The sequence below is a fragment of the Oceanisphaera psychrotolerans genome (assembly GCF_001870485.1).
GTDB lineage: Bacteria > Pseudomonadota > Gammaproteobacteria > Enterobacterales > Aeromonadaceae > Oceanimonas > Oceanimonas psychrotolerans.
On the sequence record NZ_MDKE01000013.1, the window covers coordinates 1 to 12,505 of the forward strand.

The 12,505-nt window shown below is 58.1% G+C and carries 15 protein-coding genes and 1 pseudogene; 8 read left to right on the forward strand and 8 right to left on the reverse strand.

Annotation, left to right across the window (positions count from 1 at the left end; translation table 11 throughout):
• Together BFR47_RS17745 and BFR47_RS06270 are read right to left on the reverse strand one after the other, a co-directional pair.
• Window positions 1-142: pseudogene (locus BFR47_RS17745) on the reverse strand (IS630 family transposase); the annotation flags it as partial.
• A gap of 102 nt (window positions 143-244) precedes the next feature.
• The gene (locus BFR47_RS06270) at window positions 245-1,318 is read right to left on the reverse strand and encodes a glycosyltransferase family 9 protein (RefSeq protein ID WP_175514068.1); all 1,074 of its coding nucleotides are present in this window, start codon (window positions 1,316-1,318) and stop codon (window positions 245-247) included.
• A gap of 71 nt (window positions 1,319-1,389) precedes the next feature.
• On the opposite strand from BFR47_RS06270, the gene waaF reads away from it, so the two are divergent.
• Window positions 1,390-2,451: a lipopolysaccharide heptosyltransferase II gene (waaF, locus tag BFR47_RS06275; protein ID WP_071472282.1), complete on the forward strand. Its 1,062-nt coding sequence runs from the start codon at window positions 1,390-1,392 to the stop codon at window positions 2,449-2,451.
• 4 nt (window positions 2,452-2,455) lie between these two features.
• Window positions 2,456-3,721, forward strand: a complete 1,266-nt coding sequence (waaA, locus tag BFR47_RS06280; protein WP_071472283.1) for a lipid IV(A) 3-deoxy-D-manno-octulosonic acid transferase — start codon at window positions 2,456-2,458, stop codon at window positions 3,719-3,721.
• On the opposite strand, the gene BFR47_RS06285 is transcribed toward waaA, so the two are convergent.
• A complete protein-coding gene (locus BFR47_RS06285) occupies window positions 3,706-4,413 on the reverse strand; it encodes a 3-deoxy-D-manno-octulosonic acid kinase (RefSeq protein ID WP_071472331.1) in 708 nt (235 codons plus the stop codon). The two genes, waaA and BFR47_RS06285, sit on opposite strands and share 16 nt — an antisense overlap.
• 86 nt (window positions 4,414-4,499) lie before the next feature.
• Here BFR47_RS06285 and BFR47_RS06290 point away from each other — a divergent pair, with 86 nt between their 5' ends.
• Together BFR47_RS06290 and BFR47_RS06295 are read left to right on the forward strand one after the other, a co-directional pair.
• Complete coding sequence (locus BFR47_RS06290) at window positions 4,500-5,561, forward strand: glycosyltransferase family 9 protein (protein ID WP_071472284.1); 1,062 nt, start codon at window positions 4,500-4,502, stop codon at window positions 5,559-5,561.
• Entirely contained in the window at window positions 5,558-6,337 is a 780-nt protein-coding gene (locus tag BFR47_RS06295; RefSeq protein WP_071472285.1) for a glycosyltransferase family 2 protein, read from the forward strand. Before BFR47_RS06290 ends, BFR47_RS06295 begins: the two co-directional genes overlap by 4 nt.
• Here the strand turns inward: BFR47_RS06295 and BFR47_RS06300 are convergent.
• Entirely contained in the window at window positions 6,306-7,325 is a 1,020-nt protein-coding gene (locus BFR47_RS06300; RefSeq protein ID WP_071472286.1) for a glycosyltransferase family 9 protein, read from the reverse strand. The genes BFR47_RS06295 and BFR47_RS06300 overlap by 32 nt on opposite strands.
• Before the next feature lie 78 nt (window positions 7,326-7,403).
• On the opposite strand from BFR47_RS06300, the gene coaD reads away from it, so the two are divergent.
• Window positions 7,404-7,883 (forward strand): pantetheine-phosphate adenylyltransferase, encoded by a 480-nt coding sequence (gene coaD / locus BFR47_RS06305; protein ID WP_071472287.1) that lies wholly within the window; start codon window positions 7,404-7,406, stop codon window positions 7,881-7,883.
• A gap of 62 nt (window positions 7,884-7,945) precedes the next feature.
• Here the strand turns inward: coaD and mutM are convergent, their stop codons facing one another.
• From mutM to radC, 4 genes are all read right to left on the reverse strand, one after another.
• Window positions 7,946-8,767, reverse strand: a complete 822-nt coding sequence (mutM, locus tag BFR47_RS06310) for a bifunctional DNA-formamidopyrimidine glycosylase/DNA-(apurinic or apyrimidinic site) lyase (protein ID WP_071472288.1) — start codon at window positions 8,765-8,767, stop codon at window positions 7,946-7,948.
• A gap of 96 nt (window positions 8,768-8,863) precedes the next feature.
• On the reverse strand, window positions 8,864-9,031 hold the full coding sequence (rpmG, locus tag BFR47_RS06315; protein WP_071472289.1) for a 50S ribosomal protein L33: 168 nt from the start codon (window positions 9,029-9,031) through the stop codon (window positions 8,864-8,866).
• Window positions 9,032-9,042: 11 nt separating this feature from the next.
• Complete coding sequence (rpmB, locus tag BFR47_RS06320; protein WP_014291125.1) at window positions 9,043-9,279, reverse strand: 50S ribosomal protein L28; 237 nt, start codon at window positions 9,277-9,279, stop codon at window positions 9,043-9,045.
• Between the two features lie 131 nt (window positions 9,280-9,410).
• The gene (gene radC, locus BFR47_RS06325; RefSeq protein ID WP_071472290.1) at window positions 9,411-10,085 is read right to left on the reverse strand and encodes a RadC family protein; all 675 of its coding nucleotides are present in this window, start codon (window positions 10,083-10,085) and stop codon (window positions 9,411-9,413) included.
• A gap of 123 nt (window positions 10,086-10,208) precedes the next feature.
• On the opposite strand from radC, the gene coaBC reads away from it, so the two are divergent.
• Genes coaBC through slmA form a run of 3 tightly spaced genes read left to right on the forward strand, consistent with a single transcriptional unit; the run spans window position 10,209 to window position 12,479 of the window.
• Window positions 10,209-11,417 (forward strand): bifunctional phosphopantothenoylcysteine decarboxylase/phosphopantothenate--cysteine ligase CoaBC, encoded by a 1,209-nt coding sequence (coaBC, locus tag BFR47_RS06330; RefSeq protein WP_071472291.1) that lies wholly within the window; start codon window positions 10,209-10,211, stop codon window positions 11,415-11,417.
• A complete protein-coding gene (gene dut, locus BFR47_RS06335; protein ID WP_139215120.1) occupies window positions 11,401-11,859 on the forward strand; it encodes a dUTP diphosphatase in 459 nt (152 codons plus the stop codon). The genes coaBC and dut overlap by 17 nt, the downstream gene beginning before the upstream one ends.
• Before the next feature lie 17 nt (window positions 11,860-11,876).
• The gene (gene slmA, locus BFR47_RS06340) at window positions 11,877-12,479 is read left to right on the forward strand and encodes a nucleoid occlusion factor SlmA (RefSeq protein ID WP_071472293.1); all 603 of its coding nucleotides are present in this window, start codon (window positions 11,877-11,879) and stop codon (window positions 12,477-12,479) included.
• Window positions 12,480-12,505 lie beyond the last annotated feature (26 nt).

Here is a 12,505-nt window from a genome sequence, read left to right on the forward strand (position 1 = left end):
TATGAATCTTCTTGAGCGTGCATCCTTCATAACGCAGTAGGATGGCCATGACTCGACGGGCATGCTGCTTGTCGCGCGTAGTCTGAATAATCTTGTGCATTCGGCGTCGCTCTGGGCGAGGTAGGGGTGGTAAGATCGGCATGAACTCAGTCCTTTGGGTGTCGTTTTGTTTTGTTTGGCGACTGATCAGATCGCACAAACTGGACTGAGTTCCCTTCCTTCAGTGATCTACTATTCGGAACAGCTATTTAACATTCAGTAATTTATAGATATGTTCCGACAACAAGTCCCCGTCTATACTATTAATATCGGGCGGGTTCACTTCTGATGCAAAAATACTAATTGCTAGGCTAGCATTAGGACCCCACTCTATAAAATTCTCATCATCTGGGTTATAAAGAGCCAGCAAAGGCTTATTCAGGCCGATAGCTATATGTACTGTAGCTGTATCAACCGATATGACCCATGCGGCTCGACGCATAATGGAGATGGAATCATATATTGAATTACTTTCGGGATAATAAAAAGCCTGATCATAAAATTCGCAGATATCTGCCACTTCATCTTTTTTGTCTGGCGTGGTTAATATAACCACACTGACATCATTTCTTATTTCAGCTACTTTTCCGATAATTTTTTTTATTTTCTCTTTGCTTAGCTGCCTTGATTTCCCGCTACCATAGGGGTTGAACGCAAGTATAGGCCCCTCAATTGAAGACAAAAAATCATCAACTCCATTTTGTGAGGCCTCATCATCTGGAACAATGTAAGACGAATCCTTTATATCTACTCCGGTTTGTTCGAGTAGAATGCCGAACTTATCAGCAAAATGCTTACCTTCGGTTAATTTACCCAGCTTCAAACCAACCAATCCGACAGCATCATCAAGCCCGGAAATTGTTCTCGCTTGCACCTTGTTCATGAAGTAAAGATCTTTCATCTTCAATGCTTTGCTAATGTGCACCAACAAATCGGCTTCACCTATCTCAAGGGCTAGAGACTTTAGTTCACTGTAGCTGGGTCGTTTTTTTATTTCATAAACGTGATCTGCCCCAAAATATTTCTTGAACAGATTCGACATATTCGGTGTCGTAATAACGTCAATTTTAATATTTGGATAAGCTCTTCTCCATTCTCGAAAAATAAAAGAAGAAACAATAGCATCCCCCCATTTAGCATCCCAACGAACAAGGACAACTCTTTTCAATGGTTTATCCAATTTGAACGCTGGACTCGGTCGGTCAAACAGCAAGAGACCCAGCTTTCGGCGCCAGATATCTCGAGCCAACTGTAATGAAGATATCCATTTTTTGAGCATAACTGCATTAATCCGAGTCAATATTTGACTGGCATTGTATAATGTTTGTCTGCCAAAGAGGAACATTCTCAATGCCGAAAAAAATTCTGGTCATAGGCCCTTCCTGGGTCGGGGACATGGTGATGTCCCAGAGCCTGTATATCACCCTGAAGCAGCAGCATCCCGATGCCAAGCTGCATGTGATGGCGCCAGCCTGGTGCTGTGCCCTGCTGGAGCGAATGCCCGAGGTGGACAAGGCCATCGTGATGCCTCTGGGGCATGGTGATTTCAAGCTCACCGAGCGCTTCCGTATTGGCCGGCAGCTAGCCACCGAAGGCTATGACAGGGCCATAGTACAGCCCAATTCGATGAAATCGGCCCTTATCCCGCTGTTTGCCGGCATCAAGAAGCGCACCGGCTGGAAAGGCGAATCCCGCTACGGTCTGTTGAACGATCTGCGCAGCAACAAGACCGACTTCCCGCTGATGGTCGAACGTTATGTCGCACTTGCCCACCCCAAGGCGGACATGCAGAACAATCACCGCATTCCTGCCCTGCCCTGGCCAGCCCTGCAAGTGGATACAGCAAACCAGCAAAACGTCTTGAAGGAGCTGAACCTCAATGCGGAAAGCCCCATCGTCAGCCTGTGCCCGGGGGCAGAGTTTGGCCCTTCCAAGCGCTGGCCGGAGCAACACTACGCCGAGGTAGCCCGACATCAGATTGAACAGGGAAAGCAGATATGGATTTTCGGATCGGCCAAGGATATTTCGGTCGCCGAAACCATAAAGCATCATTTACCACATAGTTTGCAGGGTAAGTGCCATATTCTGGCGGGAAAAACCTCACTACATCAGGCCATCGATTTGATGGCTCTCAGTTCGGTGGTGATCTCCAACGATTCCGGCCTGATGCATATCGCCGCCGCCTTGAAACGCCCTCTGGTGGGCATCTACGGCTCAACCTCGCCTGAATACACGCCGCCACTGGCAGAACAGGTGGCCGTGGTACACACCGATATCGAATGTCGCCCCTGCTTCAAGCGGGAATGCCCACTGGGTCACCTTAAATGCCTGAAAGAACTGCCAGCCGGTAAGGTACTTGCCGCCATTCAGCAATTGACGGACCCGGCTCATATCGCCGTCAGCCACCGGTAAGCCCATGATGTATCGCTTTATCTACAACCTGCTCATTCACCTGTTCAGCCCCGCACTGCTGGCACTGCTGTATTGGCCCAAAAAAGGCAAGCCGGGCTTTGGCAAGCGTTGGCCGGAACATCTGGGGCTGGTACCGGCGCCCACACAACAAAATCCGGTCTGGCTGCATGCGGTCAGCGTCGGGGAAATGGTTGCCGCCACCCCGCTGATCAAGGCCATCAAGGCGAAGTACCCGGGACTGCCCATTCTGGTCACCACCACCACCCGCACCGGTGCCGATCAGGCAGACAAGCTGGGCGAGCTGATAGAGCATCGCTATGCGCCGCTGGACTTCCCCTGGGCGGTAAAGCTGTTTCTACGACGGATTAATCCCCGGGCACTACTGATAATGGAAACCGAGCTCTGGCCCAACTGGCTGGCCGCCTGCGGACGAAAACAGCTGCCGGTGATGGTGCTCAATGCCCGCTTGTCGGCCCGTTCGGCCGATAAATACAAACGGTTTCATGGCATATTCAGGTTATTATCGGCGAATATCAGCCATATAGCCTGCCAACATCGGGATGATGCCGACCGCTTTGCAAACCTGGGGCTCTCTCGTGAAAAACTGAGCATGACCGGATCCATCAAGTTCGATATCGACTACGACGATGAAGTTCGTAGACAGGGGCAAGCGCTGCGCGAACAACTGGGCACGCAACGCCCGGTGTGGATTGCCGCCTCCACCCACGAAGGCGAAGACGAGCAGCTGCTCGCCGCCCACCGAATACTGCTGAAAAGCCAGCCGCAAGCTTTGCTGATCCTGGTACCCCGCCACCCCCAGCGTTTCGACCAGGTCGCAGAGCTGGTCACTCGGCAGGGCTTTACCCTGAACCGTCGTACCGAGACGACAACGGCCGCGCCGAGCCAGGTTTATCTGGGTGATACCATGGGCGAACTGCCCGCCATGCTGGCTGCAGCCGATGTCGCCTTCGTTGGTGGCAGCCTTATCGAGCGTGGCGGACACAACCTGCTGGAGCCAGCCGCCTTGGGCAAGCCGGTACTCACCGGCCCCTCGACCTTTAACTTCAGCGACATCAGTCATCAGCTCATCGAAGCCGGTGGCGCCCGGGTGATAACCAACGATGGCGAACTGGCTCACCAACTCGAAACATTGCTGGATTCACCCGAACAGGCCATACAGATGGGAGCTCAGGCCCTGAGCGTCGTCAAAGCCAATCAGGGCGCATTGACTCGCACCCTCTCCGCCATCAAGTCTCAGCTAGCCCTGTAACCACTCAACAGGGCGCGCCAGTCTGCTTCCTTCCAGTTGAATTCGGGATGCAGGTTCAGCTCCTTGCGGAAAGACCGCAACAGCCGCTCCATGTTTTCCCGGGCCCAGCTGCCGGTCTGGCGGAAATGGCATTTGTCGAAGTCGATCAGCCAGCTCTTGCCGCTGTCGTCGAGCAGAATGTTATGGCTGTTCAGATCGGCGTGATAGAGGCCGGCGTCGTGAAACTGGCGAATGGTCTTGCCAACATGGTGCCACTCCGCCTTTTCCAGCGCTCTTTCCTGCAAAATGGCCACCAGATCGCGGGAATTATCGATACGAGTCAGGATGATATCGGCACGGTAGACCAGGTTGGAACGGACCATGCGTGCGGCACAGGGTCGGGGAACCGGCAAGCCGCGGCGATGGAGCTTGGCCAGCACGGTAAACTCGGCCATGGCCCGGCTTTTGGACTCGGCGACATGCAGAAAGGTGTCTTCCATCACCCGGCCGATCATGCCGCCCCGGTAATAGTGACGCAGCACCTTGTGGCACACCTCGTCTTCCACAAACCAGGTGGTATTACGCCCCACCGCCTTGCCACGAATGGCATCCTGCTCACGCCAATAATCAATCTCAAAAAAGTCCCGGTTGAATGCGTCGAAACATTCCGGGTCATACCAGATAATCTCCGAGCCGTGCTCTATCCGTTCCATTACCGTCCCCCCCAGCGAAAACACGGATTTTACATGGCCCGCCAGCCTTTGCATAATGCCGGACTCAGATCCCGGAGACTTCATTTATGGCATTGCTCGGCTCGGCCCCCGCTACCCTCTGTTTACTGCGGTTATCCGCCATTGGCGACTGCTGTCATGCCATCGCCCTGGTGCAGGCGATACAGCGCCAATGGCCCCAGACCCGTATTACCTGGATAACCGGTAAAATCGAGGCTCAATTGCTGCAGTTGCTGCCAGATGTCGAAATCATCGTGTTCGACAAAGGCGCCGGCATCCGTGCCTACCTTGACCTATGGAAGCAGCTGCGCGGCCGCAAGTTCGACGTGCTGCTGCATATGCAGGCCGCCCTGCGCGCCAGCCTGGCCAGCTTAGGGGTTAGTGCCATACACCGGCTGGGGTTCGAACGGGAACGAGCCAAAGACGGCCAGTGGCTGTTCACCAATCACAAGGTCGCCGCCACCGGCGAGCACGTGGTAGAGGGCTTCATGGGCTTCGGTCAGGCGCTGGGACTGGCCGACCTGTCGCCGCGCTGGACACTGCCGGTGCCTGAAGAGGCAGAACAGTGGGCAACACCCTATGCCGAACGCCAGCCGCTGCTGCTGATCTGCCCCGCCGCCAGCAAGGCCTACAAAAACTGGACCGCCGAAGGTTACGCCGCCCTCGCCGATCATGCTCACGGCAAGGGCATGCAAGTAATGCTGATCGGCAGCCCGGCGAGACAGGAACGGGAGTTGGCGGCAAAAATCTGTAATTTGACGGATAACATCGCCGAAAATCTGGTAGGAAAAACCAGCCTGCCACAGCTGCTGGCCCTGATCAAGAGCGCCCGTCTGGTGGTAGCGCCGGATACCGGCCCGACCCACATGGCCACCCTGATGAATACGCCGGTGCTGGGTCTTTATGCTCATCATAACCCCCAACGCACCGGCCCCTATTATTGCCGCGATTATGTGGTCAGCGTCTACGACGAGGCCTTGCTGGCCGAAACCGGCAAGCCCGCCAATGAGCTGCCCTGGCGTACCCGGGTCAAGGATCCCGCTGCCATGCAGCGTATTACCATCGACCGGGTGGTCGCCCAGTTCGACCGCATCACCCACGACTTCAACCTGCTGCAGGAGCCCTCATGAACCCACGCCCTACCCTGGCCGCCGTGCTGATCGTCAAGAACGAAGCGGAGAACCTGGCCGACTGTTTGGCCACCCTGGACTGGGTCGATGAAATCGTGGTGCTGGACTCGGGCAGTACCGATAACACCCGTACCGTGGCCGAAGCCGCCGGAGCTCGCTTCTTCGTCAACGCCGACTGGCCCGGCTTTGGCCGTCAGCGCCAGCTGGCCCAGAGTCATGTGCAGTCCGACTGGGTACTGTGGATCGATGCCGACGAGCGGGTCACTCCCGAGCTCAGAAACAGCATAGAGGCGGTGCTCACCAAGCCGGCCACCGATACCGTCTATGCCATCTCGCGGCTGTCCTGGGTGTTTGGCCGCTTCATCCGCCATTGCGGCTGGTATCCGGACCGGGTACTGAGACTCTATCCCAAGGCCCTCACCGGCTATAACGACGCTCTGGTCCACGAAAAGGTCGAGCTGGGCACCGGCATCAAAACGGCAAGACTAAAGGGAGACCTGCTGCACTACACCTACCGGGATCTGCAGCATTATCTGGTGAAGTCGGCCGGTTATGCCGCCGCCTGGGCCGAGCAGCGGGAGCAACGGGGCAAAAAAGGCTCTCTGGCCCAGGGCTTGCTGCACGGCGTGGGTTGTTTTCTGAAGATGTACCTGCTCAAGGCCGGCTTTCTCGATGGCAAGCAGGGCCTGCTGCTCAGCCTGCTCTCTGCTCACTCCACCTTCGTCAAGTACGCCGATCTGTGGATCAGGACAGATACTCGCGGGCCCAGGGCGTAACGGCGGCGGCTACCTCGGCTACCTGCACCTGGCTCATGTCTTCCACCTCGGCACCGGCGGGGGGATGAAAGGCCAGATGGCGTCCTTCGCTGTTGAGCGGGCGCCAGCGCAGCGGGGTGGCCGAACGGCGCAACGGAAAGAAACCCACCGTCGGTACGTCCAGGGCGGCGGCAATATGCAACGGCCCGGTGCTGCCCGCCACAAAGAGGCCACCGCAGGCCAGCAGCCGGCAGAAGTCCGGCAACGGCAAGTCCTCGGCCACCACGGCCCCCTCATCGAGCTCCTCTACCACCTGCCGGGCCAGGGCCTGCTCGCCAGGCCCGGCGGTCAACACCGGCTGCGCCTCGGGAAAGGACTGCCGCAGCCGGCCTATCAGCTCCGCATACTGACCAGGAGAAAGATTGTTGGCCGAGCCACCGCTGCCGGCATGCACCAGCAGCCAGGGCCGGGCGGCATCGATACCCAGCCGCTTCGCCTGCTCCAGCCGGAAGTTCGCCAGCTCGGCTCCCTCAAAATGCAGATAGGGGGCGCTTGGCTCCATGACCGGCATGCCGTTGTGGCTCAGAAAGGCCCGCACCAGATCCAGATTGTATTCGTATTCCGGCTTGGCCGAGCGGGACCGCCGCTGAGTGACTCTGTGGTTGTACAGCAGCTGAGCCAGCTTGGTGGCCGGTGCCCAGCGCTGGCGAATGCCCGCCCGCCACATCAGCCTGGCGTTGCGAAAATTGGAAAACAGGCAGATAACGGCGTCGAAATGCCCGGCTTCAAGCTGTTGCAGCAAGGCACGCTGTGCGGCGCGCTCCGCATTTTTACCCGGATCTTCGATCACCCGGTCGATGGAAGGACAGAGTTCGGCCAGCGGCCGGGTATAGCCCGGCACCAGGGCGGTGATCTCACAGTCGGAAGACGCCTTGAGCATGGCCAGTGCCGGCCAGGCCAGCATAAAGTCGCCGATCTTGTCGTTACGAACCACCAATACCCGTATCATCTCTCTCTCCCGCTGACCATGATGCTGCGGTATTCTACCCTAAACTCTCTAGCTGTCGTTTGTTAATAAGGAATCAACATGAGCATCAGGGTCATTTATCCCGGCACCTTCGACCCCATCACCAATGGCCACCTGGATCTGATCGAGCGCGCCTCCCAGCTGTTCAACGAGGTGATCGTCGGGGTCGCGTTCAGCCCCAGCAAGCGGCCCATGTTTGAACTGGACGAACGGGTGGCGCTGGTGCAGGAAGTCACCCGTTCGCTGGGAAACGTCAAGGTGGTCGGCTTTTCCGGCCTGCTGGTAGATTTTGCCAAGGCGTATCAGGCCAACGTGCTGATCCGGGGCCTGCGGGCGGTATCCGACTTCGAGTATGAATTTCAGCTGGCCAACATGAACCGGCGGCTAATGCCGGAGCTGGAAAGCGTCTTTCTCACCCCGGCGGAAGAGAACTCCTTTATTTCCTCCACCCTGGTCAAGGAAGTCGCCATTCACGGCGGCGACATCGGCCAGTTCGTGCCGGCCGCCGTGCAAGAAGCCATTACCCGCAAGCTGGCCTGATTGAAGAGCGTGAGGGGTGAGGGGTGAGGCAAGTGTCTCCCTCAGTCCTCACGCTTCACTTTTCACTCGCTCTCGGGCTGGCACAACGGACAAAACACGGTACTGCGACCGTTCATCCGTATCTCTCTCAGCTCGGCACCACAACCGGTGCAAGGCTGGCCGGCCTTGCCATACACCTTGAGCTCCTGCACGAAGTAGCCGGGCTTGCCGTCGCTGCCGGTAAAATCCTTGAGGGTGGTGCCGCCCTGACCGATGGCACGGGCCAGCACGCTTTTTATCTCTGCCGCCAGCAGCCGATAAGGTTCACGGCCAATCTCGCCGGCCGCACACCGGGGATGAATACCGGCGGTGAACAGCGATTCGTTGGCGTAGATATTGCCTACTCCAACCACGATGTGGTTGTCCATGATGAACTGCTTGATGGCGGTCTTGCGCTTGCGACTGCGCCGATACAGATAATCGCCGTCGAAGGCGTCGGTGAGCGGCTCCGGTCCCAGTTTCGCCAGCAACGGGTGCTGTTCGGCCGGCTCCCGGGTCCACAGCAAACAGCCGAAACGGCGCGGGTCGTTCAGCCGCAGCAACTTGCCGTTGCCCAGCTCTATGTCCACATGATCGTGTTTGCCCGCCGGGGTACCATGGGGCAGCACCCGCAGGTTGCCGGACATGCCCAGATGCAGGATGGCGGTACCCCAGTCGGTGTCCAGCAGCAGGTACTTGGCCCGGCGCCGAATACCGGTGATGGTCAGCCCCACCAGCTCCTGGATCTCGCTCGGTACCGGCCAGCGCAGGCTGGCATTGCGCACCACCACCCGCATCACCGTCTCGCCCAGCATAAAAGGCGTGATCCCCTGGCGGCTGACTTCCACTTCCGGTAACTCTGGCATTCGCACTCTCCTTCATCGACTCCGGCGGCAGTATACCCCAGCCGGCCGGGCATAAAAAAACCCGGCCGGAGCCGGGTTTTTTGAGAAAGCAAAATCTTACTTGATTTTGCCTTCTTTGTAGATCACATGCTGACGAACAACGGGATCAAACTTTTTGATTTCCATTTTTTCAGGCATGTTGCGCTTGTTCTTGGTAGTGGTGTAGAAGTGACCAGTACCAGCGCTGGAGTTCAGGCGGATCTTCTCGCGAATACCTTTAGCCATGGGTTATCTCCTTAAACCTTTTCGCCACGGGCACGCAGGTCAGCGAGGACACTGTCGATACCTTTCTTGTCGATAATACGCATACCCTTGGTGGTGATACGCAGTTTTACAAAACGCTTCTCGCTTTCAACCCAAAAACGATGAGTCTGCAGGTTGGGCAGGAAACGACGCTTGGTGGCGTTGTTGGCGTGAGAGCGGTTGTTACCAACAGCTGGCCGCTTACCAGTTACTTGGCATACTTTAGACATGTCAGTCTTCTCCAAAACTTACTTTTGCTCGAGCAATTAATCACCCCGTTGGCCGTCTATCGGGGCAAAATAAGGCGGCAATTTATACAGCATACCGAGCTCAAGATCAACAAAAAGCCAAACGCCCGGCATCAAAGCCAGCCACGCTCGGCAAAAGAAACGGTTTCGCCATCACCTACCACCAGATGATCCAGCACGCGGATATCCAGCAAGCCCAAAGCGGACTGAATACGTTCGGTGATCATGCGATCGGCCCGGCTGGGCTCGGCTACTCCGGATGGATGATTATGCACCAAAATCACCGCAGCAGCACCCAGTTTGAGTGCTAAAGCAACGATTTCCCGCGGATACACCGCCGCCGCATCCAGAGTGCCGAAAAACAGCTCGTGAAAGGTAATGACCCGGTGCTGGTTGTCGAGCAGCAGCAGGGCAAACACCTCCCGGCTCTGATCCCGTAACCGGGCCTGCAGAAACTGGCGCGTCAGCTCGGGACTGGTCAGCGCGCCCTCGCGCACCAGCTTCTCACCCAGAAAGCGCTGCATCAACTCGAGGCTGGCCTGCAACTGCACAAACTTGGCCAGCCCCAACCCCGGCCCTGCACAAAAACGCTGCTGGTCCGCCAGCAGCAACTGGCGCAAGGAACCAAACTGATCGAGCAGGGCCCGGGCCAGGGTGACCGCATCCATACCCCGGGCGCCGGTACGCAGAAAGATCGCCAGCAGCTCGGCGTCCGACAGGCTGCTAGCCCCCCGGCTCAGTAATTTCTCCCGCGGGCGCTCTCCCTCTGGCCAGTCCTTGATGCTCATTCTTCCCTCCTTGGCGCCATGACCGGAATCGATTTATCAAGCCTAGTTCAATCCCCTCTGTGCACCGCACAAGCCGGTCATTTGTGATAATCTTGCCGCTCTGTCAGCCTGTGGAATAGAGCCATGCCATTAACAGGAAAACGTATTTTAATCGGCCTCAGCGGCGGCATCGCCGCCTACAAGAGCGCCGAGCTGGTGCGCCGGCTCAAGGAGCGCGGCGCCGAGGTACGGGTGGTGATGACCGAATCGGCCAAGTCCTTCATTACCCCGCTCACCCTGCAGGCGGTATCGGGCGAGCCGGTGTCGGATGCGCTGCTGGATCCGGCGGCCGAAGCCGGCATGGGGCATATCGAGCTGGCAAAATGGGCCGATCTGGTGCTGATTGCCCCGGCCAGTGCCAACACCCTGGCCCGGCTGAGCGCCGGCCTGGCCGACGATCTGCTCACCACCCTGTGCCTGGCCACACCCGCCCCGGTGGCGGTCGCGCCGGCCATGAACCAGCAGATGTATCGCCACCCGGCCACCCAGGATAACCTGGCCACCCTGGCCCGCCGCCAGACGCTGGTGTGGGGGCCGGCTCAGGGCGCCCAGGCCTGTGGCGATATCGGTCCGGGCCGCATGCTGGAGCCGATGGAACTGGTGACGTTGATTGAACGGCACTTTACGCCGAAAACGCAGCTTTTGTCCGGCATCAGGCTGATGTTGACCGCCGGCCCCACCCGCGAGGCGCTGGATCCGGTGCGTTTCATCTCCAACCACAGCTCCGGCAAGATGGGCTTCGCCCTGGCGCAAGCCGCCGTCGAGCTGGGTGCCGAGGTGACGCTGGTCAGCGGCCCGGTGTCGCTGGCCACCCCGGCCGGGGTGCGGCGGCTGGATGTGGAAAGTGCCGCCCAGATGCACAGCGTGGTGATGGAGCATATCGACGCCCAGCAGATTTTCATCGCCTGCGCCGCCGTAGCCGACTATGCCCCCAAGACGGTGGCCAGCCACAAGATCAAGAAAACCACGGCCGACACCATGGTCATCGAACTGACCAGGAATCCGGATATCGTGGCCAACGTGGCGGCGTTGCCGAACAAGCCCTTTACCGTCGGGTTTGCCGCCGAAACCCGGGATGTGGAAAAATACGCCCGGGACAAGCTCGGCCGCAAGGGACTGGACATGATCGCGGCCAACAACGTGGCCAAGGAAGGGCAGGGCTTCAATGCCGATACCAATGCGCTGACCGTCTTCTGGCCCACGGGACAGACCGATTTACCCCTGGCCGGCAAAAACGAGCTGGCCGGACACCTTCTCACCCTAATTGCAGAAAAATATCATGACACCCATTGAGCTGAAAATTCTCGACCCCCGCGTGGGCACCGACTTCCCCCTGCCTGCCTACGCCACCCCGGGCTCTGCCGGTCTGGATCTGCGGGCCTGTCTGGACGCACCGCTGACACTGGCACCGGGAGAAACCCAGCTGCTGCCCACCGGCATCGCCATCCACATTGCGGATCCCGGCCTGTGCGCCACCATACTGCCCCGTTCCGGCCTGGGCCATAAGCACGGCATCGTGCTGGGTAATCTGGTGGGGCTGATTGACTCTGACTACCAGGGTCAGTTGATGGTATCCTGCTGGAACCGTGGTGCGGAACACTTCACCATTCAGCCGGGTGAGCGCATCGCTCAACTGATGATCCTGCCCGTCGTGCAGGCCCAATTTACGCTCGTTGACGAGTTTGACCAAAGCGAACGGGGAGAAGGCGGTTTTGGCTCTTCCGGTCGCCACTAACCGAGTTGAGTTCGCCTATGGCCAATACCCAGAACAAGAAAAACCGTCGTGAACAGATCCTGCAGGCCCTGGCCCATATGCTGGAAACCAGCCCGGGTCAGCGCATCACCACCGCCAAGCTGGCGGCGGAGGTGGGGGTATCGGAGGCGGCGCTCTACCGCCATTTTCCGAGCAAGGCCCGGATGTTCGAGGGGCTGATCGACTTTATCGAAGAGACCCTGTTCTCCCGCATCAACCTGATCCTGCAGGATGAGAAGGACAGCGCCCTGCGCCTGCGTTACATACTGCAACTGGTGCTGGGCTTCTGCGAGCGCAACCCGGGCATTACCCGGCTGCTAAACGGTGACGCCCTGCAAGGCGAGCACGAGCGGCTGCTGGTGCGCATCAATCAGCTGTTCGACCGGCTGGATACCCAGCTCAAGCAGGTCATGCGCGAGCGGCGTCTGTACGAAGGTGAAGGCTTCGCCGAAAACGAAACCGTGCTGGCCAATCTGCTGCTGGCTTATGTGGAAGGGCGTATCAATCAGTATGTACGCAGCCAGTTTCGCATCAAGCCCACCCACCACTTCGATAGCCACTGGCAGTTGCTGCAGCAACAGCTCATTCCGCTGACGGCCTGATAACTGGCGCCTGCATCCCCAGGCAC